The sequence below is a fragment of the Nocardia jinanensis genome (assembly GCF_014645735.1).
Lineage (GTDB): Bacteria > Actinomycetota > Actinomycetes > Mycobacteriales > Mycobacteriaceae > Nocardia > Nocardia jinanensis.
In genome coordinates this window covers 87,946-112,429 of sequence record NZ_BMMH01000005.1, presented here as the reverse complement: position 1 = coordinate 112,429, position 24,484 = coordinate 87,946, and the positions used below count along the sequence as shown (strand labels likewise).

Below are 24,484 nucleotides of genomic sequence, written 5' to 3'. Positions count from 1 at the left end.
GCCGACGGTGATCATGCATGCCCGGTCTGAAACCCCGGCCTCGTACATCACTCTGCCGGGCGCAACCGCGGTTTCGGCTTCATGATTGACCAGGTACCACCGAATCGACAACAGGTGGGTGCCGAACTACAAGAGATCGATCTGGTCAGGCCCAGGTAGCTGCGTGGGCCGTTCGTCGGTATACCAGGCGTATTCGATCCCGCTCAGCCGGCCGGCTTCGACCCACAGGATGACCTCACCGATCGGCCTTCCCGAGGGATCGGTGACAGTTCCGTTCGCGACGATCCCGTCCGTCACATCGCCCGCCGGGGCGGGACCCGGGCGTACCTCTACATCAACGCTGGGCGATCCGACACCCCAGGTCGATACAACCTGCGAATAGGGTATCTGCGCACGGTATTCGGCAGAACCGTGTCTACCCGCCGATAACATCTTCCTTATGACTGCGGCCTCGAGGTCGGTCAGCGGCCTCGGCCGAATCGGGGTGCTACCCATCGCGTCTCCTTGGTATTCGGATAATGCCCGGATCGTCGAGGGTCTGGGTGGCTCTATGGATGGACTGGGCCGCCCGGCGACCTCTTGTCTATGTGAGGATCGGTTGAGTGAAGTCCAAATACCGGCTCGCTCAGCTGATCGACGACTACACCGACCTGGCCACCGCGGTGACGCATCGGGCCCGACGCCTGCCGACCACGCCGATGCCATAGGGAGCGAGTACCCGATCTGCTTCTCCCGGGCTGGTGTCGCACCTGACCGGCTACTCACTGCGCGCGGCGTCGAGTGCCCGCGAGGTGGGCGTCGCGTGATCTGTGTAGTGGGTTACGGGGCCTTCGAAGAGCACCGTCCCACCATGCCTACCCGGTCCCGGACCGAGGTCGATCAGCCAGTCGGCGTGTCGGATCACCTCGAGGTCGTGCTCGATGACGACTACGGTGTGGCCGGAGTCCACGAGGGCGTCGACCACCCGCAACAGCGTCTCGATATCGGCCGGATGCAGACCGGTGGTCGGCTCGTCCAGCAGATACACAGCGGGTTCCGCAGCTTCGCGGAGTTCTCTGGCGATCTTGAGCCGCTGGCATTCGCCGCCGGACAGTCCGCTCAGCGGTTCGCCCAGCCGCAGGTATCCGAGGCCGACTTCGGCGAGCCGTTCCAGGGCTCGGGTGATGGCCGGCTCGGGTAGTCGCTCGATGGCCTCGGCGACGGTGAGGAAGTCGATATCGGCGATGGACAGGCCGTCCACCGTGTGGGAGAGCGCCTCCGGGGTGAAGCGTCGCCCGTGGCAGCTGTCGCACACGGTCTGCTGGCCGTCGAGGAACGCGAGATCGGTATAGATGACACCGAGTCCGCCACAGTTCGGACAGCCACCCGCGGAGTTGGCGCTGAACAGCCCGGCGGGCGCCCGGTTGTGGCGGGCGAAGAGTTTGCGGACAGCGGGGGCGATACCGGTGTAGGTGAGCGGTGTGGATCGGCGGTTGGCGCTCACCGGTTTCTGGTCGAGGGCTATCGCCTCGTGCCGGGAGGCGAATTCGGCGGCCAGACTGGATTTCCCGGAACCCGCGACCCCGGTGAGCACGGTCATTACGCCGGTCGGGATATCGACGGTGACGCCACACAGGTTGTTGCGGTACGCCTCGGCCACGGTGAGCTTGCCGGTCGCCTGCCGTGGCTCTCGGCGTGCGGTCCGCTGCCGCGCCAATGCGCGCGCCGTCGGCGTATCGGCGGCGCGCAGGTCGGCGAACGTTCCCTGGAACACCAGCCTGCCACCCTCGGCTCCGGCGCCGGGACCGAGTTCCACGATCTGATCGGCGCATGCCATCACGGCCGGATCGTGTTCCACGACCAGCACACTGTTTCCGCTGTCGCGTAGCCGGGCGAGCAGCCGCGTCATCGATGCCACATCGGTGGGATGCAGGCCGACGGTGGGTTCGTCCACCACGTAGGTCATTTCGATGAGGCTGGAACCGAGGTGTTTCACCGTCTTGATCCGTTGTGATTCGCCGCCGGACAGTGTCGTGGTGGCGCGGCCGAGGGTGAGGTATCCGAGTCCGATGGTGGTCATCGCGTCCAGCCGGGCACGCAACGCCTCGACCACAGGTGCGACCTGCGGCACTCGGAGGGTCGCGACGAGGTCGGCGAGCTCGCCGACCTCCAGCCCGGCCATCTCTCCGATCGTGTGACCGAGGACGGTCACGGCGCGCGACTCTTCGTTCAGCCGGTCACCGCCGCATTCGGCGCAGCGTTCGGAGCGGGTGAACCGGCGGATGGTCTCCTGTTTGCGCTCGGACAGGTTGTCGGAGGTGTGCAGATGAATTCGTTCGAACCGCTCGACGATGCCCTCGTAGTCCTTGGGCGGGCGGCGGCCGAGTAGGTCCGCGGCAGAGCCGCCGTACAGCAGCGCGTCGCGCTCGGTTTCCGTCCACTCCCGCAGCGGGGTATCGGGGTCGAAGACGCCGATACCCGCGTACTGCTCGTACCAGTAGCCGCCGTGGCCGAATCCGGGCAGCAGAATCGCGCCGTCGGCGAGGCTTCTGTCCAGGTCGAGGAACCGTTCGGTCGCGCTCACCACCACTTCGCCCAACCCGGTGCAGGCCCGGCACATGCCCGCCGGCTCATTGAAGGAGAAGTGATCGGATTCCCCGGCCCACGGCTCCCCGATCCGGGAGTACAGCAGGCGCAAGTAGGTCCAGGTGTCGGTGATCGTGCCGACCGTCGAACGGGCATTGCCGCCGATGCGCCGCTGATCGATCACCACAACCGGCGACACTCCGTCTATGCGGTCGACTGGGGGCCGCGCCCATTTCGGCAACCGGTTGCGCACGAACGGGGGATAGGTCTCGTTGAACTGGTAGCCGGCTTCCGCCGCGACGGTGTCGAACACCAGTGACGATTTCCCGGAGCCGGACCGGCCGACGAATACGACAAGCCGGTGGCGGGGGATATCGAGGTCGAGACCGGCCAGGTTGTGCGTGCGTGCGCCGCGAATGGTGATGTTGCTCGTGTCCATGGATCAGACGCTATGGACAGATGTGGCCGGTTTCCGGCCGCGATCCGCGGAAGAATAGGACCGGTGGCGGATGTGACCGAACGAATGCTGGCGCTGTTGTCGACACTGCAGACCGGCGGCGTCTACTCGGGTGCGGAGCTGGCCCGTCGGCTCGACAGCAGCCCCCGGACGCTGCGCCGGGATATCGAGCGGCTCCGCCGTTACGGCTATCCGGTGGAGGCTCGCCCAGGTCCGGGCGGCTATTACCGGCTCCGGGCCGGGCGCACGATGCCGCCCCTGGTCCTCGACGACGACGAGGCGATCGCCACCCTGCTCGGCCTTGCCGCACTCGGCGCCGCCGGCCCCGCGACCGCGGGCGGGCTCGACGATGCCGCGACCCGCGCCTACGGCAAGATCGACCAGTTCCTGCCCGCCCGGCTCCAGCCCCGGGTGGCGGCGATGCGTGCTGGTCTGGACACGGGTCGGCATTCCGCGCCCGGGGTGTCGCCGGAACACCTCGCCACCTTGGCTGCCGCTATCGCAGACCGCGAGATCGTGACCTTCGGTTACACCGATATCCGCGGTGCGACGAGCCTCCGAAGAGTCCACCCCTACCGCCAGATCCATCAGCACCTGCGCTGGTATCTGCTCGCCTGGGATACCGGCCGCACGGGCTGGCGGGTGTTCCGGGTGGATCGTCTCAGCGAGTTGCTGAATACCGGCGCACGGTACGAGCTGCGCCCGCTACCGGCCGATACCGCCCTCGACTACCTGCAGCGCGGCCTCGATACCGGCAAGCGGCGCGTCGATCTGCTGGTGGCGGCGCCGCCGGAGCGGGTCGCGGACGCGCTGGTCTATCAACATGCCGAGATCGCCGCCCACGACGACCGGCACACCTCCGTCACAGTCCGGTTGGACACCTGGCAGTGGCTGGTCGGCGCACTCGCTTTCCTGGACACCGGTTTCACCGTGACGGCGCCCGCCGGCTTCCTGAGCGGGTTGGAGACCTTCGCGCGGCGCCTGCTCGCGGCGGTCACCGACCCGCCGGGCCCCCAACTCGACGACAACCGGTCGCGCCGGTACCGCTGAGCGGGTGATCACCGGCGTGACCAGTCCCTCGTCACTCGCGACGCCGGGATCCTCCGCCACGGAGTCGATCCAGGACTCGAGCAGGTCACGTAGTTCTCGCCTGCGGTCGGTAACCGGGGTGGCCGCGGCAGCGCTGAGTGTCGGTATGCGCATATATGTGTGGACGCTATGTCACTGCAACGGGACGTCCGCAGTCAGCCGGTCCACGAGAAAGGCGAGGATCTCGTCGCGGGCCGCGGCGGTCGGCTCCCCCGCCGCATCGACAAGATGCGCGGTGACCACACTGTGGGGGCAGTCGACGATCTGGGAGAAGAACGGCGGGGGAGCGGGATTCGCCGCATCGGCGGGCAGCACTCGCGGCTCGAAACGCGGACCCAGCGCTGCGGCGTAGGCGGCGAAACGCTGCGCGGTGCAGAAGCGGTCGCCCTCGAAGCGGTAGGCGCGCACCACGAGATCATCGCGATCGAGTCGCTCCCGCACGGCCGCGAGCTCACCGGGCGAAATCTCCAGTCCACCAGGCTCATCCAGTGGCAGCGACGGCTGGCACAGTACCGGCGCCAGCATCGCGGGCTCGAGCATCATGGTGAGCGCGAAATTCCCGGTGAAGCACATACCCAGCGCGCCGATGCCGAGACCGCCGCATTCGCGATGGGCCAGGGCTGCCAGCGCACGCAGCCACACCGCGACCGGGCTGGACTTGCCCGCGCCGAAGGCCCGGAATTCCGCGCTGACACAGGCTCGTTCGAGGACCTCCGCGCCGGCCGCTGCCTCCGGATAGGCGCCGTCGCGGCCGAACAGTGACGGCAGGTAGACGGTGAGCCCGGCGTCGCGCACCCAGCGGGCGAAGCGAGCCACATCGGGACTGATGCCGGGCATTTCCGCCATGACGATGACCGCCGGTCCGGTGCCGCTGACGTACACCGTGCGGGCTACTCCGTCGAGCGTGATCGACCGGGGTGCGAAATCGGTGAGGTCGTCGTCGAGGGGATCCTGCGGGAGAGATTGCTGCACACCCCAAACCCTGCCGCAGCAGGTCAGCCATCGCCATTGGCAAGATCGACACTCTTCGGTCTAATCTCGCCACATGATTACCCACCTTGCGCTGGACGGTGTGCTCGAAGGTGCACTCGGAATCGGTATCGACATCGTCGAGACGGCAGCCGGGATCGCCGGTGACACGACGGGCGGGCGGCTGCGGCAGCGCGTCGCATCACTCGATGGGCTGCCGGTCCGATCCAGCGGTGGGCGGCTGATCAGTGTCGATACCGAAACCCCGCTCGGCGCGGCGGAGTTCGAACCGGGCGATATTCTGGTGCTGCCGGGGCCGTCCGCGTCCAGCGAAGCGCGTGTCGAGGAACTGCTGACCCGGCCGCAGACCATGCAGGCAGTCGAAATCATCCGGCGTGCCGCCGATTCCGGCGCTACGGTAGCCGCCTCCTGCTCGGCTGTCTTCGTGCTCGCGGCCTCGGGGTTGCTGTCGGGCCGGGTCGTCACCACTACTTGGTGGCTGGCGCCGCTGTTGGCCCGCCGCTTCCCCGATATCACCGTGCACTCCGATCGCATGGTGGTCGACAGCGGCGCGATACTCACCGCAGGAGCGGCTTTCGCCCACACAGATCTGCTGCTGGCGCTGGTCGCCCGCCTCGGCGGCGGGGCACTGGCCGAGCAGGTGGCCCACTACCTGGTGCTCGATGCCCGCATGTCGCAGTCGCGCTACATGGTGCTCGAGCATCTACGGGCCACCGACCCGGTGCTGCGTGCCGTGCAACAGCACGTGCACGCCAATCTGCACCGGCAACTATCGCTGGACGAATTGGCCAGTGTGGCATCGGTTTCTCCGCGCACTCTGACCCGCCGCATCCGCGACCGCGTCGGCGTCTCACCCACCCAGTACGTTCATCGCCTCCGGGTCGGGCAGGCGGCCACCCTACTCACGACCACGCGCGAGCCTGTCGACGTGATCGCGGGCGCGGTGGGTTACGCCGATCCGGCGGCCTTCCGGCGCGTCTACCGCAGGCACACCGGCGAGACACCGACCGCCACCCGCACTCGCGCGGCCGAATCGACCCGATAGGTGGGCCGTTATCGGTCGTGTCACCTGGTCATAGGCAGCGACCGACCGGATCGGTCGACGGTCGGATGGCAGCGAAGCAATGCGTCGCTGCGTCAGGTTTGCGTAGCAGCCCTTCGAGGTGGTCCAGGTCCAACCGGGTCCCGGCCTTGGCCGGTAATCGTTCGTGGCGGGCGACTTCGGTTCATCGAGTTCGTCGATCGACTCGACCTCGGGGATCGGGACGAAGTGGTTGCGGCGGAACCAGCCGATCTATCCCTCGACGCCGCCTTTCTCATGCGCCCCGCCGATCCCGGGCCCGGCAGTAGAACGCGTCGAGGTCGTAGTGCGACCGAAACGTTGAGCCGGGGGGTATCGCGGTGGTCAGTTGTCTGGACACGTAGCAGACGACCTCTGCAACAAACGAACCCCGGTTTCCCGCCACTTTCGAGTGCGGCAGGCCTATTGCACTAGGTCACTTTTCTCATTGTACTAGTTCGATTTATCGTCAAAGGACCTTTATATGCGCCACTATTCAGTCATACGATGTACGCAATCGGTGGACGCAGGAACGCCGTATCGAGCTGCACTCCACGACCGAGATCGACACGCCAGGATTGGTTGACCCCCATGGCCGGTAAATGGCCCGAACGGCAAGCGCAAGCAACGAACCCCGGTCGCGCGACGGCCACCGACTTCCGGCCGGGCCACTCGCGACCCGACCGCAGTCGGCTACGTGCCGCGTGGACCTTGGCGCTGCTGACGACGTTGTGCGCGGAGCTGACGTTCACAGCGGTCGCCGTCCCGATCACCTGGCTGCTCCTTCCCCTGCTGCTGGTGATGTACGGCGCGGGCGTCCTGGTCATTCGCGAGGCGGTTGTCCGAGTCGGCGCCGGGTGGCCCGGCCTGGTGGTGCTAGGTCTGGCCTATCAAGTGGCAGAGGACGGACTCGGCCTGCAGGCACTGACCAGCCCGCAGATGTACGGTGCCGCCGACTGGGGTCTGCGCGCCTTCGGCATCAACTGGACCTACTGGGAATCACAGATCGGCGTCCACGTCGTATTCAGCGTGCTCCTGCCCGTCATGATCACCGACCTGCTCTTCCCCGGTCTGCGCAACCGAACCTACCTGCGCACCGGTGGATTCGCCGCCGCCGGCGCACTGGCCGTAGCCGGGGTTTTCGGGCTGCGAGGCATCATCTCGGCCACCGAGGATCCCGGATACCACACCCCGTGGGAATGGACTGTCACCTATGTCGTGGTGATCGCACTGCTGGCCTTGCTGGCACTGCGAGTGCTGCCCCGACTCCGATCCCAGAACAAGATCCGACCCGACCGGCAAGCGCCGCGACCTGTGGTGGTCGGCTTCGTGTCGGTGTACTTGACGATGGCGTTCCTGACAACGCTGCTGCCGCTCGGTCTCGGAACGACCCTGTTACTCGGCGATATGATGTCGCAGCCGCTTCGACTGTTCGTCGCAGCGATGACCGCGGTCCCGTTCGCCCTACTGGTGCTGCGCTGGCGAAGTGCGCACAACTGGACCGACAGCCACCGCCTCTGGCTGATCGGAGGCATCCTCATCTCCCACACGGCGTTCATGATGCCCGCCTCACTCGCCAGTGCGTTCATCGGACTGATCACCATCTGCCTGGAAGTAGTCCTGCTGATGGCCCTCGGACGACACCTGCGACGACGCGAGATACCGTCCAGCCCTCCACAACCCCGGCGGCAGACAATGCGAAACGAATTCTGACCAGTGTTCCGAGCCCTGCACAGATGAGGCGACCGATTTCCGGCGGCGTCCGGTCCGCCGCCCACACGATCGAAGCTGCCATCCATAGGGTGGGTTCGAGTGTGTCGGCGAGGTACCGCTCCAGCGGTGCCAGGGTGCGCAGTGCCGCCGATCGTCTCTCAACGGAATACCGGTCGAGGTCCGCGACGAGGCGAACAAGCGCAGAGTCTGTCTGTCGAATCGAACAGAGCCGACCCGGGGAATCGATCTGGCCGGGACGGTCGCGGAACACGACGGTGGGATTCTGGTCAGCGCCACGACCCCGGCTCCGGAGCGAAATGGTAGGAGATCCGCCGGGTGCTGCCCAACCCGCCTCGTTCAGCGACGCGTGTGAAAGTGGTTCGACGGTAGCCGATCTCGGCGATCGTCTCGATGGGGGCGAATATTTGAAGCACTCATCCCGCACGACGAGAGTGCCTCCGGCTTGTTCGCGAGTGGCCTCTACTATCGGTAACTCTCGGTCCCGGCGTCAGTGTGTCGCCGGTGACCGACTGAGGAAGTATTCATCCGTCGTTCCGGTGCCGGTCGGTGGTGCGCAGGGGTGCACCGACCTGGTGCAGGTGTTCAGCGCCTCGCGGTAGGAGGAGAGCAGCCCGGCGTAATCACCCTCGGCGCCGCTGCGCGTGGTGCACGTGGGGGTGACTCTGGGATCAAGGCCGGTGTCGTCATAGATCTTCCTGAGAGTTGGGCGGGAACCCGCCCGCCTCCACCCGTTCGGCAGCCGGGCCGGCGACGTTGATCGGAGATCCGATCCGGCGGCTGTGAGGCGCCTCGGGGCGGGGCGACGAGCCGAACCTATGGCCGGACTCTGGTCGTAGGTAATCCGCTGTATCACATGGAATCGGAATCACTGTGAGGGTGGATTCTCGCCGCAGGCGAAGGGGGCCGGGCCTCGTGGCCGACTGCCCCGTCTCGACGGTATGGCCGAAGACGAGCTTCGGCATCGAGTGCGGTCGAGAAGCGCCCCCGGGCAATGTCTCAGCCCGAGGGAGCGTGCGTCGTGGAGCACGAGATCCTCGACCGACATCGATGTCGCCTTTGCCTGCGGCGATCTCGTGCCGCCCCTGGCCTGGGCGGCTTATTTCGCCCGCTGGACCGGGGGCTGCCGCCGTGATCGCTGCACGTGTAGCTCCGGTCGGTGTTTGTGAGGGTGCGACATCATCGGTCGCGGGCCTCGATCAGGCCCTGGATATCGATCTTCGTCATGGCATGGACCGCCTGCAGAATGCGTTCGGCCGCCGGTGGATCGGCCTTCGCCAGCAGTTCGGCGAGGGCCTTCGGCACGACCTGCCAGGTGACTCCGAACCGGTCGGTCAGTGAACCACCCGGGCCTTCCTTTCCGCCCTCGGTGAGGGCCGCCCAGGCGGTGTCCACTTCCTGCTGGGTGTCGCAGCCGAGGTACAGCGAGATCGCACCGGTGAAGGTGAACTGTGGTCCGCCGTTGTACGCGATGTAGCGCTGTCCGGCCAGCTCGAAGGTAACGGTGGTGACGCGGCCGTCGGCGTCGCGTTGCCGGTCGAGTACCGCCGAGCCGGCGACGAGGCTTGTGTAGTGGTCGGCGGCTTCTTCGGCGTGGCCGTCGAACCACAGGAAGGTGCTCGCTTGCATGGTCTTTCTCCTCTGTATCGGGTTTCTCAGGGTTGTCAGTGGTGTGCGGGGGTTCGGTATTCGTCGAGTTCGACTGTGTCGGCCACCTTTTCCATGCCGCGTGGGACGAAGCGTTTGGGGAGGAACCGCAGCGTCCGGATCGTCTGGTTGCGCATCCACATCTGCCGAGGGGTTTCGGGCATGAGGCCGCCGTCACCGGAGGCGCGGGCGAATTCCTGGGCTCGGTCGACGAACAGGCGCATCTTCTGCTGATAGCCGGTGTAGGCGCGGGTGTGGTCACCGTCGGCGGCGGCGAGTTCACCGGCCAGGATGTAGGCGCCGACGAGAGCGAGGCTGGTGCCTATACCCGACATCGGTGACGCGCAATAGCTCGCATCCCCGAGCAGCACTGTCCGGTCGCGCGACCACGTGTCCATCTCGACCTGCACTGTCCTGTCGAAGTAGAAATCGGGCGCGTCCCAGATGGCCTCCAGCATGGCGGGGACCTGCCATCGGTCGTCTTCGAAGGCGCTGATCACGATCCGCTTCTGCGCGTCGATATCGCCCCGGGCGTGGGGCAGTGGAGCCGAGCGCACGAAGAACCCGGTCAGCGCGGTGCCCGCCTCGAGCTGCGGATACAGGGCCGCGGTCCGGCCGGGCCGGCCGTTGCCCGCAGGCACCGTATACATCAACCGCCACCCGTCATGAGCCAGCTCGGTGGGAGCGGTGTACAGCGCCATATAGGAGCCGAGATCACGCAGATAGCGTTCCTCGGGTCCGAACACCAGCTGCCGGACATTGGAATGCACACCGTCCGCGCCGACCAGCAGATCGAACCTTCTGGGCTCACCGTGTTCGAACTGGACATGGACACCGTCACTGTCCTGCTCCACCGCGGTGACGGCATCACCGAACACGTACTCGACCTCGGCGCGGGTGCCGTCATAGATGATCCGTGCCAGATCGGTGCGGCGGATCGATAATTCGGCGACCGGGCCGCCGGAATGCCCGAACACGTCGGTACCCATCTTCGCGACCCGCTTACCCGTACCGTCGACGAACGCCATACCCCGCGCCCCGGTGCCGGCCGCCCGGACCCGCGCGACGATCCCCATCCGCGCGGCCACCTCCCGGGCGGTACCACGGATATCGACCGCGTGGCCGCCACTGCGGGGCGCGGGGGCACGTTCCACCACGGTCGGGTGAAAGCCGTACCGGTGCAGCCAGTACGCCAGAGCCGGGCCGGCGATACCGGCACCGGAAATCAGAATGCTCCGGTTCTCCATTGCTTCTCCTGTTGTCCTCGTCGAGGCCGATGACCCGTCCCGACGGGGGTGTCGGCGAGCGGGGATGTGTAGCGGCGGACGGCCGCACTACGGTGAACGCGTACGGTGTATTCCGCTCGTCGACCAGAGTAGGCATATACATTGTCAATCACCAGTTCTGTCGACAAATAGTGCACTAGTTTACTGGCGACAGTGAACTAGTGCACAAGCCCAACGCGTCGACCGTGTCGAGGAATCGGAGGGACAATGTCCGCCCAGGCGCAACGTCCGGATCCGCCGTATCAGGTGATCGCCGCGCAGATCCGTTCCCGGATCGTGAGTGGTGACCTGCGGCCCGGGGATCGGGTGCCTTCCATCCGGCAGATAGCCGAGCGATGGGGGGTCGCGGTCGCGACCGCGACCAAAGTGATGGCGCTACTCCGCGCGGAAGGGCTGGTCGAAACGAAGACCGGGACGGGCGCGGTGGTCAGCGCGCCCGGTGCCCGGGAACAGCCGCTCGGCCCGCCCGCGGGGCCGAATCGGGTTGCCCCGCAGGTGTTGCGGCGGGCGACGCCCACCGATCGGGAGCCGCACCGCAAGCGCCTGCTGCGATGTGCCATCACGATCGCTGATACCGAGGGGCTCGACGCGGTGTCGATGCGACGTCTCGCGGCCGAACTCGGAGTCGGCCCGATGTCGCTGTACCGCTTCGTCGCGAACAAGGACGAACTGTTGATTCAGATGGCCGACGAAGCCTTCGGTGAGCTCGACCTCCCGCGGCCGAAGCTGGGCGGGTGGCGTGCCGACCTCGAACGGATCGCCCGCTTGCAATGGCAGTTGTGCCGACGGCACCTCTGGCTGCCCAGAGTCGTCTCGTTCACCCGGCCCCTGCTCGTACCCGGGATGATGGCGCAGACCGAATGGATACTCAATGCGCTCGAAGGGCTCGGGCTGCCCCCGGGTACCGGCATGCGCGAAGCGCTCACCCTGCACGCGCTCGTCCTCACGGCTGCGCTGTCGGTGTCCGAAGAGGTCGAAGCCGAGCAGAACACCGGCGTCACCCTCGACGACTGGTGGGCGGCCACGCGAGCGCACGCACACGAACTGCTCGACGCCGACCGCTTCTCGCTTCTTGCGACGACTCCCGGGGAGGCGACGGCAAACCCCGACGGACTGTTCGAATACGGACTCGCGCGTCACCTCGACGGTTTCGCCGTCTTGATCGCGGAACCGCCGACACTTGACGCTCCATGATGGAATGGCGACACGGAGAGCTCTTCGGCCGATTTGCGGTGCCTCGCGCGCACGAGGCTGCTCGCCACCCTCTTCGGTGAGCGTTTGCCGCAGGCGATCCGTTTGCCGAAGTCGGCCGTCTCCTCAAGGTCCGGTTCCGGAGTTGCCGGCGTCCTTCCGTGACGCCTGCGCCACCAGGACGGCGAACCCGTCGAGGTGGCGAGCGAGTCCGTACTCGAACAGTTCGTCCAAGTTCGCGGCTATATCGCCAGGAACCCCTGCCAGAAGGGGAAATCGCCCGCTGTCGAGAAGATCGCGGGAACGCGCCATCTGCCACCCATCGTGGGAGACGCCGGTGTTCTGCTCGGCTTCGACTTCCTCGGCCACCGACAGTGCCATGGTGAGGACCAGAGCATGCAGGGTGAGCGCTTCGCGCATCCGGATGTCCATGGGCAATCCCAATCCGCCCAGTGCGCTGAGTACCCACTCTGTCTGCGCCATCATATTGGGCGCGAGCAGGGGGCGGGTGAACGAGATGATTCTGGGCAGCCAGAGATGCCGTCGACACAGCTGCCAGTGTTGACGGGCGTGGAGTTCGAGCTCAGCGCGCCAGCCACGCGAGCCGGGCTCGGGTAGATCGAGCTCGCCGAAGGTCTCGTCGGCCATCCGGGTCAGTAATTCGTCCTTGTTCGCCACATGCCGGTACAGCGACATCGGCGCAGTACCCAGTGCGACCGCCAGACGCCGCATCGACACCGCATCGAGCCCCTCGCGATCGGCTACCTCGATGGCCTTGCGCAGCAGCTGTTTCCGGTGCAAGGACCCCTCTGCGGAAACAGGTTTCCGTGGCTCGGGCGACGGCCTCGCTACCGCTGTACGTTTCCGGTTGCCGGGCGTGCTCACCACGGTGCCCGAACCGACTTTCGTCTCGACCAGACCCTCGTCACGCAGGGTCGCCGTTACCCTGGTCGCGGTCGCTACCGCGACACCCCATCGCTGGACGATCTGCCGGATAGAGGGCGCCCGATCCCCGGGGCGCAGCTCGCCGCTCGAGATCCGCGCACGGATCTCCGCGGCGATCACCAGATACGGCGAGTCCGGACGTTCTGACGACGACATACTCCTCCGATCCGCCGAACGACGGCGTGCGCATCTGCCGAGTGTACTAGTTATATCGATTGGCGAACTAGTGCGCTCATTCCAATGACACAGTGGAATTACGTAGCTTCTTTCGCTACGGTGAGCTGCGTATCGGGTACACCGTACGCGAGTCCCGCGCTCGAAAGTTCCGATCGGACAATCGGACAAGAGGGAGAATCCGTGAAGGCTTCGACTCCGGTGGCCACACCGAGGTCTGGTATCGGCACCGGTCTCGCGCTCATAGGGCGTATTTTCGCGGCCGGGGAGCTCGCCGCGGGCGGCAGTGACCACCGCCTCGCCTACATCGCAAACAACGCGAAATGCACCGGGTCGTCGACGGGCCCAGGAATTCGCCCGTAGCGGAGGCCAGGGCGACCTGACGCCGGATTCACGACTCCAGCTTTGGGAGCGCAACCTGTCCATCCGGCTGCTGCCCACCTGCCGGAAGTGCCTTGTCGGCCGTGGGATGGAACAGGTGGCGAACTCCGTCGAACCCTCTGACCGCGACCACCTTTCAGCGTACCGTTGGAGCCCTTGTGGCAAGGACGAACGAGAAGGCGGACAGTACCTCCCTGTGGTTCGACGGCCGGTCCGAGCAAGCAGCCGAACACAGACTCTCGCTCCGGCCGTGCGTTCGCGTAAGACCCGGCACAGCTTCTTCGCCTACACCGAACTCGAACCGATCCTGCGCACTCTCGGCACGAACCGCCTGATCGTCTGCGGGTTCCAGACCAACGTTTGCGTGGAAGCCATGGTCCGCGCCGCCCTGGAACGCAACTTCGAAGTCGCTGTCGCCGAGGACGCGGTCGCCACCGACGGACCGGACCTGCGCTTGACGCCGTGTCACCGTGAGGCGTATGTTCGCTTTGACAAATTATCCAGAGTCGTCAAAAGGTCAAAAATGGTAGACGAGCAGGAACGCGAACAGGCCATTCTCGACGTGGCCGCGGAGCTGCTGCTGCGGCTGGGCTACAACAAGCTGACGATGGGCGATGTCGCCGAGGCCGTCGGACTCCACCGGGGGCTTGTCTACCTGCGGTTCAAGTCCAAGGACGAACTGGTCGAGGCGGTGGCCCGCCGGGAGCTCGACCGCTACGCCGAACTGTGGAGCGAGCGGCTGCGGACCGACCCCCGGGGCGGAAGCGTGGCCAGTGTCTACCGCGCCATGGCGGGGGCCCTGCGACAACTGCCGCTGGCCGGGGCGATCGTCGCCCGCGACGAGGACATCTTCGGAAAATACCTACGTAGATCCGGTGATTTCCACGGCCGAATCGAGCATTTCGGTACCCGGGAATTCGTGCGGATGATGCAGGACGCGGGCGCTGTCCGCGCGGATATCGACGCCGACGCTGTCGCGTTCATCCTCGATTCCCTCACTCCGGCATTACGAGACACCTTCCAGCACCGGCGCGAGCAGTCGGGCCGCTCGGACCTCCCGACCACCGATGCTGTCGTGGACGCCCTGTCCCAGCTGCTCGAACTCGGCCTCACCCCGTCCGCGTCCGCCGACCTCGAGCCGGGCAAAGCCCTCCTCCTGGACTTGCTTTCCACGCTCCGCGGCCGACACCCGGCCTGAAACCGGCCCGCACTCGAACGGAAATCATCATGAACAGCGTTGCCATCGAGCAGAACCCCTACACCCTCGAGCTGGCCGATCCGACCGCCACACTGGAACGCGCCGGCGGTAAGGGCAGTTCACTGGCCCGTATGGCCGAGGCGGGACTGCCCGTGCCACCGGGCTTCCACGTCACGACCGCGGCCTACCGGCGTTTCGTGGCGACCGGCGGCCTGCACGACCGGATCGTCGCCGCGGCTGCCGGAGCAGTGCCCGATCGGCCCGAGACCTGGGATAGCGCGGCCGCCGAGATCGCCGAAGCCATTGCCGGTGAACAGGTTCCCGACGAGATAGCGGAATCGATCCGCGCGGCCCTCGGCGCGCTCGGCGACGTGGCCGTCGCGGTGCGTTCGTCGGCCACCGCCGAGGACCTACCCGATATGTCGTTCGCGGGCCAGCAGGAGACCTATCTCGATATACGCGGCACCGATGCGGTACTACTGGCGGTGAAACGCTGCTGGGCCTCGTTGTGGACCGGCCGCGCCATCGGCTACCGGGCCCGCAACGGTATCGGTTCCGGCGAGATCGCGCTCGCGGTCGTCGTCCAGGAACTCGTCCCCGCCGAAGCGGCCGGGATCGCCTTCACCGCCGATCCCGTCACCGGCACCCGCGACCGGGTGCTGATCAACGCGGCCTGGGGGCTGGGCGAAGCGATCGTCGGTGGTCAGGTCACCCCCGACACCTTCGTGGTCGCCAAGGCCGACGGCACCGTCCTACAGCAGGATATCGGAGACAAACAGGTCATGACCGTTCGCAGCCCGGACGGCACCCGGGAGGAGCGGGTACCCGCCGATCGCCGCGATCGCCCGGCTCTGTCCCCGGCCCAGGCATCGGAACTCGCCCGGGTCGCGGTCGGCATCGAACAGCTCTACGGGCAACCGATGGATATAGAGTGGGCGCTGCACGATCGGCGCCTGTTCATCGTCCAGGCCCGTCCGATCACCGCGCTACCCGATCCCGCTCTCGCGGACCCGGCATGGACGATGCCCGACCCGCACGGTAGATACGTCCGCGGCAGTGTGATGGAGTTGCTGCCCGAACCCCTGTCACCGCTGTTCGCGACTCTCGGCCTTCCGGCCTGGGACCGCGCCACCCGCGATCACTACCGACGTATCCGGCTGCCGTACTTCGACGAACCGTTCGCGGTCGTCAACGGCTACGGCTATTACAACGTCGACTATTCGGGGTCGCTGCTGCTCCGAATGATGCTGGCCCAACCCAGATTCCTCACCACCACATTGCCGCGGTACCTCCACTCCGCGCCGCAGCGCTGGAGCGAGTCACGGGATCGCTACCGCGAAACATCCCGTACCTGGCGGGAGCTCGACAGTGCCGACCTATCGGCCGACCGAATACTGGCCGGAGTGCGCGAGATCGTCGACGAGGCCGCGGCGTACTACCTCACCATCCAGGGCGGGGCGCTACCGGCGGCCTACACCAGTGAATCAATGTTCACCAAGGCCTATAACAGCATTCGTCGGGGCGATGATCCATCGGCGACGACATTCTTGCTGGGGTTCGACAGTAAACCGATCCGGGCAGAGCAGTCGCTGTTCGATCTGGCAGCCTGGGTCCGGACGATACCGGGGCTTGCCGAGCGGATCACGTGCCTGTCGTCCGAGGAACGCACCCGGTTCGGTGCCGCGCCCGGCACGGGTGAACCGGCCGACTCCGCGTGGCGGGAGTTCGGCGCGCGGTTCCGCGCGCACCTGTCGGAGTTCGGCGATATGGTCTACGACCTCGACTTCGCCAAACCGCTGCCCGCCGACGACCCGGCGGCCCAGCTGCGGACGCTCGAGTACTTCCTCGGCGACGACGCCCGGGATCCGCATCAGCGCCGGGACGCCGCGAGGCAGTCCCGCGACGAGGCGGTGCGCGTCCTCGAGCAGAAGCGTCCCGGCCTGCGCCGCACGCTGGCACTGCGACTGCTGGCCTGGGCGCAATCCGCCGCCCCGTTACGCGAGAACGCCCTCGCCGACGTCGGTGCCGGCTGGCCCGCGGTGCGGCAGCTGCTGGCCGAACTCGGGCGGCGCCTCGCTGCCACCGGGGCGATCGCCACGGCCGACGATGTGTACTGGCTCGAACTCGACGAGCTCGCCACGGCCGCATCGGCCCTGGATACCGTACAGGCACCGCCGGATTCGTGTCTCCGGGTCGCCGAGCGCCGCGCCCGGTGGCGAGCACAGCGTGCCCTGGTCGTTCCGCACACACTGCCGGTCGGCGGCGGCAAGAAAATTCTGGGCATTCGAATCGCCGACGATCCCGATCACCACTCCGGACCGACCGTCGAGGGCACCCCGGGTAGCCCGGGGCGGATCACCGGTCCGGCACGAATCATTCGGGGCCCCGAGGAGTTCGACCGGATGCGACCGGGCGATGTCCTGGTCGCCAGGATGACCACCCCGGCCTGGACACCGCTGTTCGCACTCGCCTCGGCCATCGTCACCGATATCGGTGGCGCACTCAGCCACAGCTCGATCGTCGCCCGCGAGTACCACATTCCCGCTGTTCTCGGTACCGGGGCCGCGACCGAAAAGCTGCGCACCGGACAGTATGTCACCGTCGACGGCGATGCCGGCGTGGTCACCGTGCACGAAGAGCGCACCGGATCGGAGAATGCACAGTGACGCTCGGCGAGGAGCTCATCCCCCTGGCATCGAGCGCCTTCCCGCCGGACGCGGCTACCGAGCCGTACGGGCAGCGCACCGTCATCCCCGAGATCCAGGGCCACCGCGATTTCGGAGTACTCCGCAATGTCACCCACCCCGCCCTCACCGTGCACCGACCCGACCCCGCGCGGGCGACCGGCACCGCGGTGATCGTCTGCCCCGGCGGCAGCTTCGTCGTCCTGACCGACTCGGCCACCCATATCGCGCAGAAACTCGCGGCACAGGGGATCACCGCGTTCGTACTGCGATACCGCCTGCTGCCCACTCCACCGGACGACAGTCAGTTCCTGCGTGACTGGGACGCTGTGGACATGGATGCGATCAAGGCGCACTCCCGGGTCGCCGTCACCGACGTGCGGCTGGCCGTGCGGACGGTCCGCGAACGCTCGGCCGAGTGGGGCATCGATCCGAATCGCATCGGAATCATGGGATTCTCGGCGGGCGCGATTCTGACCGTCGATGCTGCCACCGACTACGACACCGCCTCCCGCCCCGACTTCGCCGCAACCTTCTACCCGACGACCTGGCACCGGTACCGCGTCCCACCGGACGCTCCCCCGTTGTTCCTCGCCTTCGCCACCGACGACGAAGACGACGGCGTCGTCGCGAGCTGCGCCGCGCTCTACCGGAATTGGCACGAAGCCGGCCACCCGGTGGAAATGCACGCGTACGAGCGCGGCGGCCACGGCTTCGCCGAGCACGACCGCGGCCTGCCCTGCGACGGCTGGCTGGACCGATACTCCGAGTGGAGGCAGATGCACGGCGTCTGATCAGCCCTGCCTCATCCAGCTGAAGCACAACACTGCGGGTCGCAGCCATCCTGTGAGTGCTCCCTGTTGGGTCGCCGACGCTCACGACGCCGGCGACCGAACAGCAGCAGGGATTCCGGGCGGAGGGGCCCGGATCACCACCAGTCTGCCGGCGAAGTTCGCCGGACTCTCTCCGGCAGGTCCCGTTCACATCGGATAGGACCTCAGGGCATCGAGCACCACTGTCCGCTGCGCCGGTGGGCCGATGGTGATCCGGAGCAACCCGTTCTCGGAGATGCCGGTGATCGCCCGCGTCAGGATTCGCTCCCGGGCGAGGTGGGCGTAGAGCGCCGCCGTCGGCGCTGCGGGACCGATATCGACTCCGCGGCTCTGGCCCTCTACGAACGGCTCGGCTTCGTCGAGTACAAATGACGGAACGACGGCAGGCGTCACCGGTCGACTGGACGAGGTGTACGAGGAGCGGGTACGGGAACTGGGACCCGACAATTCCGAAACCCTGAGGGCTATCCCGACCATCGGCTCCTGAGCAGATGGGGACGCGCTGATCAGGACCAACGGCCGACACCGGGCGGAGCTGTCCACGGACCCGGAACCGGTGGCGCGGTCGGCCTGATGCTGTGATCCGCACCTCAGCCGCTTGCCCCTTACGTCGGTGTGAGGGGCGAGGATGGCTACAGAGCCCGGAACCGCCGGGGTCGGTCACACAGGAGGCGGCGAAAAATGGCGCAGGCGTGGGGTTTCGGCAGGTATGGCGGGCCCGAGGTGCAGGAGTTCTTCGATCGTCCCGATCCCGTCCCCGGTCGCGGCGAGGTACTGATCCGGGTATACGTCGCCGGCGTGAATCCGCTCGACCACCAGCTGCGCTCGGGTCTGGTCCCCGGGCTCGACGGCGGGCGTCCGTTTCCCCGCGTGCTGGGCATGGAGGCAGCAGGAACCGTCCTCGCCCGGGGTGAGGACGTCGATGGGCTCGAGGTGGGTGACGCGGTCTTCGGCTTCGCACTCACCGGTGGCGGCACCTACGCCGAGACGACGGTGCTGTCCGCACCGAATACCGCGCGCATCCCGGCGGGTCTGTCCGCGACAGTGGCGGCAACACTGCCAGTGGCCGGGACAACCGCGGTCGATGCGCTCGACCAGCTCGGCCTCCCGGCCGGTGCCACGGTCCTGGTCAACGGGGTCGGGGGCGGGGTCGGCCTCGCCGTCGCCCGACTGGCCATCGGACGCGAGCTGCGTGTGATCGGCACCGGGAGTACCGCCAAGCGAGAGCATGCCGAGGCCATCGGGGTGCGGTTCATCGACTATGCCGCCGGGGACGTCGTCGCCACGGCACGCGAGCTGGTCCCGGACGGCTTCGACGGGATCGTCGATCTGGTCGGAGGCACCTCGCTGCGGACCGTCGCTCCGCTGGCCCGGGATCCCCGCAATGTCATCGCCGTGGGTGATTTGTCTGTGCCCGATCTCGGTGGGCGTTTCGTCGAGCGTCGCCTCGACCGCGAGAACCTGGAGCGGTCCGCCCGGCTGGCCCTCGACGGAGTCCTCGCACCCGTGGTCACCGCGGTCCATCCGCTCTCCGACGCCCCGGCCGCCCTCGCCACCGTCGAGAATGGTCACACTTCGGGCAAGGTTGTCATCAAGGTGGCATGAGAAGTGCCCACCGGGCGCCAGGAGACCAAAGACAGAGGCCCATCGTTGCCCGCCTCGAGCCGCGACCGGATCTTGTGGGCGGCATCGGTGCAGAGTTCGAACTTGCCTGCCCATGACTACTCCGTTCCAGACCATCGAGAACGTGCATCTGACAAGTCTCGAGCCCAGGCGCGCGCCGACCCTGTGGGACCTGCATGAACACGCGGCCGGCCGCCTCGGTCGGCGCCGTACGCGGCAGCTCGGTGGTTCGGCCGGTCGAGATGACCTCGGCTCCTCGCGGCACTCTGAACAGAGACCGAGGTACTCGGGCTCGGCCTCAACTTGCTGCCGCCAGCACCCTCCACACCTTTCTGGAACGCGAGCGGGCCTGCGGAGCCGCGTATTCGATTCGCCGGCGCGCTTCAGGGGCACTGATCCGCAGCAGATCAGCCAATAGCTCCACGGTGTCGCGATAGCCAGTGTCTGCGGCGAGGCCACGCCGCTCGGCTTCGGCGACTGCCGCGCGCATGGCGGCGTCCAGTCGCCTCCGGCGGCGTTCGGTTTCGACGAGAGTGCGCAGCAAGTCGACATCGGCCAGTGCTGGCCATCCCGACGCTGGAGCATCCGGCGCCGGCGCGGTCGAAGGTATGGTCACCCGAACCAGCCTACCCCAGAATAGAACATATGTTCGATAACCGGGCTGGTTGACAAGTTCGAGCCGGTATGACCGTCGCTTTCCGGCGGCCTGCCAGCACGGCGAATTCGCACGAAATTCGGCATTATCGGACAGCTCGACGGTGGCAATAGTGCCGAGCTTGATCAACTACTGCAAGACACGCTGCGTTGGCACGGTATGACGATCCGCGCCTGTGTGACCGGCATTTCCCGGGCTCCGCCCGTACGTCCTGCACAATCCGCACGAACGGGGGGTAGCGCTGGTGGATATGGTCCATGGAGTAGGACTGCGCGAAGGAGTTGACAGTGACGGTGACGGTGACGTCTGCAATGGCGGTACCGCGATGGTTCACGGAAGCCATCGCGGAGTTACCCGAACATCGTGAGGTCGAGGTCGCGGGCGGCCTTGTTCATCTGCGTTGCTGGGGCCGGGCCGGCACGCCCGGTGTGGTCCTGGTGCACGGCGGATCGGCGCATTCGGGCTGGTGGGACCATATTGCACCGTTGCTTGCGACCACATATCGCGTGGTTGCGCTCGATCTGTCCGGCCACGGAGACAGCGCCGTACGATCCCGGTATCCGCTCGACGGCTGGGCCGACGAGGTGATCGCGGCCGCCGAGGCCGGGGGTATATCGGCTCGACCGTACATCGTCGGCCACAGTATGGGCGGAGGGGTGACCGCCGCGGTGGGCGCTCGACATCGGGATTCTGTCGGGGGCCTGGTGATCATCGACTCGCCGATGTTCCGTGAGCCGCCGGAAGAGACGATTATCCGGCAGCTCGGACGTAAGCCGAAGGCCTACCCGACCAAGGAAGAAATCTGTGGTCGGTTTCGTACCGAGCCGGCACAGGCTACGGTGCTGCCCTACGTGGCCCGGCATGTGGCGGAGGAATCAGTACGCCGCACCGACGACGGATGGGTCTGGAAGTTCGATCCCGAGATGTTCCGAAAGCGGCTCGAACAGGAGAGCATCGATATGCCCGGCCTACTCCGGACAGTGGACACCCCCACGCTGTACATCCGGTGCGAGCTCGGATTGGTCGAGCGTGATACCGCATCGGCAATAGCAGGGTCTTTCAAGCGTCGGGCGACAGTTGTCGAATTGGCCGACGCGGGCCATCATCCGATGATGGATCAACCGCTTGCTCTCGTCGCGACGATGCGTACGGCTCTCGCGCAGTGGGATTCGATGTCGGTTCGCGTACGCCGATAAGCCTCGGTCTGACGCTCCCAGGGCGATAGACGTGAGCTGTTGCCCTGTTTGCAGCGCCCCTGGTAGAAACCGGATAGCTCGGGTCAATGCGACTACCGCGCCGGGCCGGCTACCCAGGAGGCGGAGCTTGTCCGGGTCGGTGGGCGACCGATAATGGAAGCTCGACGAAGTACTAGTTCCGAGCGACAGAACGAGCAGCCCGGGCCCGGGAGAAATGTTCGAGGGCGGTGCGGAACATATCGACGGATATGCCCGCGGCATGCCGGACCGCCGGCAGAATCTGCACCGTAGGATTTCGTGTGTTCATTTCCCAGCTGCGGACGGATTTCTCGTCGGATCCGATGAGTTCGGCGAATTCTTTCCGGGCCATATTGTGTTGCTCGCGGATATCGGTCAGCCAGGTACCGAAGGATGGGTAGGCGATAGGGTTGTGGACTTCGGGGACAAGGGGTGGAAGTCCGCCCGGGAAGTTGTGGGGATTCTTGTAGAATTTCTGGAAAGCCGCTTCCATGGTGTTTTTCGGTGCGACATTCCTGTCGAGTAGGTATCCGAGCTGCTCGCGAGAAGGCTTCTCTTCGCCTGATTCCCAGTAGCGAAGCGTTTTCCATTGAATACCGAGAGTGCCGGCGAATTCCTGCTGGGTCATAGCGTGTAGTCCGCGGACTTCGGCCAGCCAATTGCCGACGACGGGATTGTTGATGAGGGGAGTGAGAGGTGGGAGTCCGTTCGGGTACCTTGCCGGGTCGTCGAAGAAATGATGGTAGGCGGACTGTAGATCGTTTTCCGGTACCAGGTTCTTGCCCAGTAGGATCCGGAGCCGGTCGACGGAAGGGCCGAGGCTTCCTTCTTCCAATCTCTCGAGGGCTGCCGGGATGATCCCGATGAGTTCGGCGAATTCTTTCGGAGTCACGTTGTGACGGCTGCGGATATCGGCCCAGGCGGGTCAACGCGAGTCGCCATCCGACCCGTGCGGCGGTGCGGTGTGCAGCGGCGGCGACCGGTGCGCCCGCGGCGAGGAAGCAATCCGCTACCAGTTCGGCGACCAGTGCGACGGCCATCCATTTCCAGGTCAACTGACCGAGGTCGGTTGCCAGGGCGGCTTCCGAACATTGCGCGGCCAGGGTTCGGCAGTACTGGGCCTCCCGGTGTTTCTCCGCGCACAGCTCGGCGACGGACTGTCGGAGTGCTTCACCGGCGTCGCCGTCGAATCGGCCCGGTGTCGAGGCTGCTACCGCGTCGAGCCGGTCCGCCTCGGCCAGGCATTGCTGTTCGGCCGCGGTCCAGGCATCGCTACCGGCCCACATCTGTTGCGGATTGCCCCGCGGATACGGTCCCATGACCTGTTCACACAAGGTGAGGGGAACCCCTCGGGAAATGTGACCACAACACTCACCCGGAGTCGCACGGAGACCTGTCGACCCAGATTCCCACCCACGACACGGCCCGCCCACCACCGGGAACACCCGCCCGGAGTGCGCTCGTCGGAGGCTGCTCAACGGGCGGATCACCCTCCCCGGCGCGCAGTCGGACCTGCGAGAGCCGGGTGACCTTCTGCTCGCGGAGTGGCCCGGTGGGAACAACCTGCGTCGGCCCGGTTTCACCGGACCGAGACCTGGCCGGTTCCGGCAGCGACCAACTCATCGACGCGCCGGCCGCGTGCGGAGACGGCCCCGCCGTAGCCGCGCGCCTCTACGCCGGAACCGATCACATCGGCGTGTACCCACCCCTGGACGTTCTTCTTCGCCACGGAACGCGTTGACAGTCAAGGTGATCCACGTGGCCGAGAGCCTCCTGGCAGCGCTAATCACGCCAGACGGGTGGGCGCTTCGCCAGGAAGGCCGCCATCCCTTCGCGGGCGCCGGGAAGTTGGGCGGCGGCGGCCATGACTTCCAGGGCGAGAGCATAGGCCTCTGCTTCAGGGCGGTCGAGTTGGCCGTAGAGAGTGCGTTTGCCGAGTGCCTTGCTCGCCCGGCTGCCCCGGGTAGCGCGGGCGAGTAACTCGCCTACGGCTGTGTCCAGGTCAGCGTCTGGCACCGCTCGGTTGATCAGGCCCCACTGTTCGGCGGTGCGGGCATCGATCGGGTCGCCGGTGAGGGCCAGTTCCATCAGGCGTTTACGGCCGACGGCGCGGGCCACCGGAACCGCGGGGGTGTGACAGAACCAGCCACCCTTGCCCCCGGGAAGCGCGAAACCGGCCGATTCGGCGGCGACGGCCAGATCGCATGAGGCCACCAGCTGGCAGCCGGCGGCCGTGGCCAGACCGTGCACCCGGGCGATCACCACCTGCGGCACCGACTCGATGGTCGACATGAGCTCGGTGCACAGGGTGAGCAGTTCCCGCACGCCGAACAGGTCGCGCGCGGCGACGTCGGCGAAATCATGTCCTGCGGAGAACACCGGGCCGTGCGCCCCGAGAACTATCCCGGTGGCGTCGGTCTCGCCGGCGGCACGGAATGCGGCAAGCAGTGCGGCCAGATACTCGCCCGACAGTGCATTGCGCCGCTCCGGCCGGTTCATGGTGATGCGCACCGTGTCGACGTCCCGCGCGACCAGCAAATGCTGATACTCCAAGGCGGTCATATCTCCACCGTAGATCTCTTCGGGCGCGGATGGGGCCGCCACCGGACCGTTCGATTGGTCGGCTACCGTGCCGGCGCGAATTGGGCGTATTCAGGTACCGGACCGCCGAGCCGTCGGAATTCGCCGATACGGACTGTATCCGGGGCGCTCCGGACAACGTCGGAATCCGCCGAGCAATGATGTCCGAGTTCACTGGCAC

General features: G+C 66.6%; 19 protein-coding genes and 1 pseudogene. 9 read left to right on the top strand and 11 right to left on the bottom strand.

Translation table 11 applies throughout. The features are described 5' to 3' along the window. Positions 1 to 757 precede the first annotated feature (757 nt). Positions 758 to 3,004, bottom strand: a complete 2,247-nt coding sequence (locus tag IEY68_RS13900) for an ATP-binding cassette domain-containing protein (RefSeq protein WP_062997825.1) — start codon at positions 3,002 to 3,004, stop codon at positions 758 to 760. Between the two features lie 63 nt (positions 3,005 to 3,067). Here IEY68_RS13900 and IEY68_RS13895 point away from each other — a divergent pair, with 63 nt between their 5' ends. Further along, a complete protein-coding gene (locus IEY68_RS13895) occupies positions 3,068 to 4,072 on the top strand; it encodes a helix-turn-helix transcriptional regulator (protein ID WP_063916257.1) in 1,005 nt (334 codons plus the stop codon). A 171-nt stretch (positions 4,073 to 4,243) separates the two neighbouring features. Here IEY68_RS13895 and IEY68_RS13890 read toward each other — a convergent pair whose 3' ends face one another. Beyond that, complete coding sequence (locus IEY68_RS13890; RefSeq protein WP_062997827.1) at positions 4,244 to 5,083, bottom strand: dienelactone hydrolase family protein; 840 nt, start codon at positions 5,081 to 5,083, stop codon at positions 4,244 to 4,246. 73 nt (positions 5,084 to 5,156) lie between these two features. Between IEY68_RS13890 and IEY68_RS13885 the strand changes: the two genes are divergently transcribed. Both IEY68_RS13885 and IEY68_RS13880 read left to right on the top strand, forming a co-directional pair. Further along, positions 5,157 to 6,146 (top strand): GlxA family transcriptional regulator, encoded by a 990-nt coding sequence (locus IEY68_RS13885; protein WP_062997829.1) that lies wholly within the window; start codon positions 5,157 to 5,159, stop codon positions 6,144 to 6,146. 606 nt (positions 6,147 to 6,752) lie between these two features. Then, positions 6,753 to 7,874: a hypothetical protein gene (locus IEY68_RS13880; RefSeq protein ID WP_229718770.1), complete on the top strand. Its 1,122-nt coding sequence runs from the start codon at positions 6,753 to 6,755 to the stop codon at positions 7,872 to 7,874. A 1,197-nt stretch (positions 7,875 to 9,071) separates the two neighbouring features. Here IEY68_RS13880 and IEY68_RS13875 read toward each other — a convergent pair. Further along, the gene (locus IEY68_RS13875) at positions 9,072 to 9,521 is read right to left on the bottom strand and encodes a VOC family protein (RefSeq protein ID WP_062997831.1); all 450 of its coding nucleotides are present in this window, start codon (positions 9,519 to 9,521) and stop codon (positions 9,072 to 9,074) included. Positions 9,522 to 9,556: 35 nt separating this feature from the next. Next, complete coding sequence (locus tag IEY68_RS13870; protein WP_062997833.1) at positions 9,557 to 10,786, bottom strand: FAD-dependent monooxygenase; 1,230 nt, start codon at positions 10,784 to 10,786, stop codon at positions 9,557 to 9,559. A gap of 246 nt (positions 10,787 to 11,032) precedes the next feature. Between IEY68_RS13870 and IEY68_RS13865 the strand changes: the two genes are divergently transcribed. Next, on the top strand, positions 11,033 to 12,019 hold the full coding sequence (locus IEY68_RS13865; protein WP_062997835.1) for a GntR family transcriptional regulator: 987 nt from the start codon (positions 11,033 to 11,035) through the stop codon (positions 12,017 to 12,019). A 123-nt stretch (positions 12,020 to 12,142) separates the two neighbouring features. Here IEY68_RS13865 and IEY68_RS13860 read toward each other — a convergent pair whose 3' ends face one another. Continuing rightward, positions 12,143 to 13,117, bottom strand: a complete 975-nt coding sequence (locus tag IEY68_RS13860; protein WP_062997837.1) for a TetR/AcrR family transcriptional regulator C-terminal domain-containing protein — start codon at positions 13,115 to 13,117, stop codon at positions 12,143 to 12,145. 649 nt (positions 13,118 to 13,766) lie between these two features. On the opposite strand from IEY68_RS13860, the gene IEY68_RS13855 reads away from it, so the two are divergent. Genes IEY68_RS13855 through IEY68_RS13845 form a run of 3 tightly spaced genes read left to right on the top strand, consistent with a single transcriptional unit; the run spans position 13,767 to position 18,192 of the window. After that, entirely contained in the window at positions 13,767 to 14,714 is a 948-nt protein-coding gene (locus IEY68_RS13855) for an isochorismatase family protein (RefSeq protein WP_062997839.1), read from the top strand. Between the two features lie 29 nt (positions 14,715 to 14,743). After that, positions 14,744 to 17,380, top strand: coding sequence for a PEP/pyruvate-binding domain-containing protein (locus IEY68_RS13850; RefSeq protein WP_062997841.1), 2,637 nt, complete (start codon positions 14,744 to 14,746; stop codon positions 17,378 to 17,380). After that, positions 17,377 to 18,192 (top strand): alpha/beta hydrolase, encoded by an 816-nt coding sequence (locus IEY68_RS13845; protein WP_062997843.1) that lies wholly within the window; start codon positions 17,377 to 17,379, stop codon positions 18,190 to 18,192. Before IEY68_RS13850 ends, IEY68_RS13845 begins: the two co-directional genes overlap by 4 nt. 186 nt (positions 18,193 to 18,378) lie before the next feature. On the opposite strand, the gene IEY68_RS13840 is transcribed toward IEY68_RS13845, so the two are convergent. Then, a complete protein-coding gene (locus IEY68_RS13840) occupies positions 18,379 to 18,624 on the bottom strand; it encodes a hypothetical protein (RefSeq protein WP_062997845.1) in 246 nt (81 codons plus the stop codon). A 288-nt stretch (positions 18,625 to 18,912) separates the two neighbouring features. Between IEY68_RS13840 and IEY68_RS13835 the strand changes: the two genes are divergently transcribed. Beyond that, positions 18,913 to 19,836 (top strand): NADP-dependent oxidoreductase, encoded by a 924-nt coding sequence (locus tag IEY68_RS13835; protein WP_189094260.1) that lies wholly within the window; start codon positions 18,913 to 18,915, stop codon positions 19,834 to 19,836. Positions 19,837 to 20,152: 316 nt separating this feature from the next. On the opposite strand, the gene IEY68_RS13830 is transcribed toward IEY68_RS13835, so the two are convergent. Further along, the gene (locus IEY68_RS13830; protein ID WP_229718769.1) at positions 20,153 to 20,638 is read right to left on the bottom strand and encodes a 13E12 repeat family protein; all 486 of its coding nucleotides are present in this window, start codon (positions 20,636 to 20,638) and stop codon (positions 20,153 to 20,155) included. 158 nt (positions 20,639 to 20,796) lie between these two features. On the opposite strand from IEY68_RS13830, the gene IEY68_RS13825 reads away from it, so the two are divergent. Next, entirely contained in the window at positions 20,797 to 21,705 is a 909-nt protein-coding gene (locus IEY68_RS13825) for an alpha/beta fold hydrolase (RefSeq protein ID WP_229718768.1), read from the top strand. 172 nt (positions 21,706 to 21,877) lie between these two features. Here IEY68_RS13825 and IEY68_RS13820 read toward each other — a convergent pair whose 3' ends face one another. The 4 genes and pseudogenes from IEY68_RS13820 to IEY68_RS13810 all read right to left on the bottom strand — a co-directional run bounded on the left by IEY68_RS13820 (position 21,878) and on the right by IEY68_RS13810 (position 24,285). Then, a complete protein-coding gene (locus IEY68_RS13820; protein WP_062997849.1) occupies positions 21,878 to 22,615 on the bottom strand; it encodes a helix-turn-helix transcriptional regulator in 738 nt (245 codons plus the stop codon). A gap of 73 nt (positions 22,616 to 22,688) precedes the next feature. Continuing rightward, positions 22,689 to 23,042, bottom strand: a pseudogene (locus IEY68_RS37340) (WXG100-like domain-containing protein); the annotation flags it as partial. A gap of 260 nt (positions 23,043 to 23,302) precedes the next feature. Continuing rightward, positions 23,303 to 23,452 carry a hypothetical protein gene (locus IEY68_RS13815; RefSeq protein WP_189094259.1) on the bottom strand — a complete coding sequence of 50 codons (150 nt, stop codon included), beginning with the start codon at positions 23,450 to 23,452 and terminating at the stop codon, positions 23,303 to 23,305. A 53-nt stretch (positions 23,453 to 23,505) separates the two neighbouring features. After that, the gene (locus IEY68_RS13810) at positions 23,506 to 24,285 is read right to left on the bottom strand and encodes an enoyl-CoA hydratase-related protein (protein WP_062998085.1); all 780 of its coding nucleotides are present in this window, start codon (positions 24,283 to 24,285) and stop codon (positions 23,506 to 23,508) included. Positions 24,286 to 24,484: the final 199 nt, after the last annotated feature.